At 66.0% G+C, this 518-nt stretch carries 1 protein-coding gene; it reads right to left on the bottom strand.

What is annotated here, in order from left to right:
* A partial coding sequence (locus CVH10_RS17115) for an HAD family phosphatase (RefSeq protein WP_146142970.1) occupies positions 1-475 on the bottom strand: 475 nt, incomplete at its 3' end.
* Positions 476-518: the final 43 nt, after the last annotated feature.

Here is a 518-nt window from a genome sequence, read left to right on the forward strand (position 1 = left end):
CCGCGGGCTTGCCATTGGCGCGCGACAGGGGGTTGGCGTCATCCACGCCCGTCACACGCCCTTCGGCGTCGTAGATCAGGTCGTTGCACAGCACCCGATCCGGCGAGACGCCCAGTTCCTGAGCGACCGGCGAGATCACGTCCCGGAAGCCGCCGGAGATGATGACGATCTTGCCCGTGTTCTGCTGGAAGAAGTCGAGATTGCGCCGAACCGACGCCGTCAACCGATCCGGCGCAGACTGCGCCAGAGCCTGCACATGGTCGCGGGTCAAGGGAAGCAGCGCCAGACGCTGGCGCAACGCCTGGCCGAAATCCAAGGCGCCCGCCATGGCCTTGTCGGTCAGCGATGCGATCTCGGCCCTGATCGCATCGGCGTCCGGCGACCCCGCCAGGGCGATGTCGGCCAAGGCTTCAAGTGTCTCGAAATCAACCAGGGTCGAATCGAAATCGAAGATCAGGGTGGGGCGCGCGCTCATGCGCGGCGTCTTAGCCCCCTTCGCGCACGCAGCATAGCCAAGC

It is taken from the genome of Halomonas sp. ND22Bw (assembly GCF_003011945.1).
GTDB classification, from domain to species: Bacteria; Pseudomonadota; Gammaproteobacteria; order Pseudomonadales; family Halomonadaceae; genus Halomonas; species Halomonas halophila.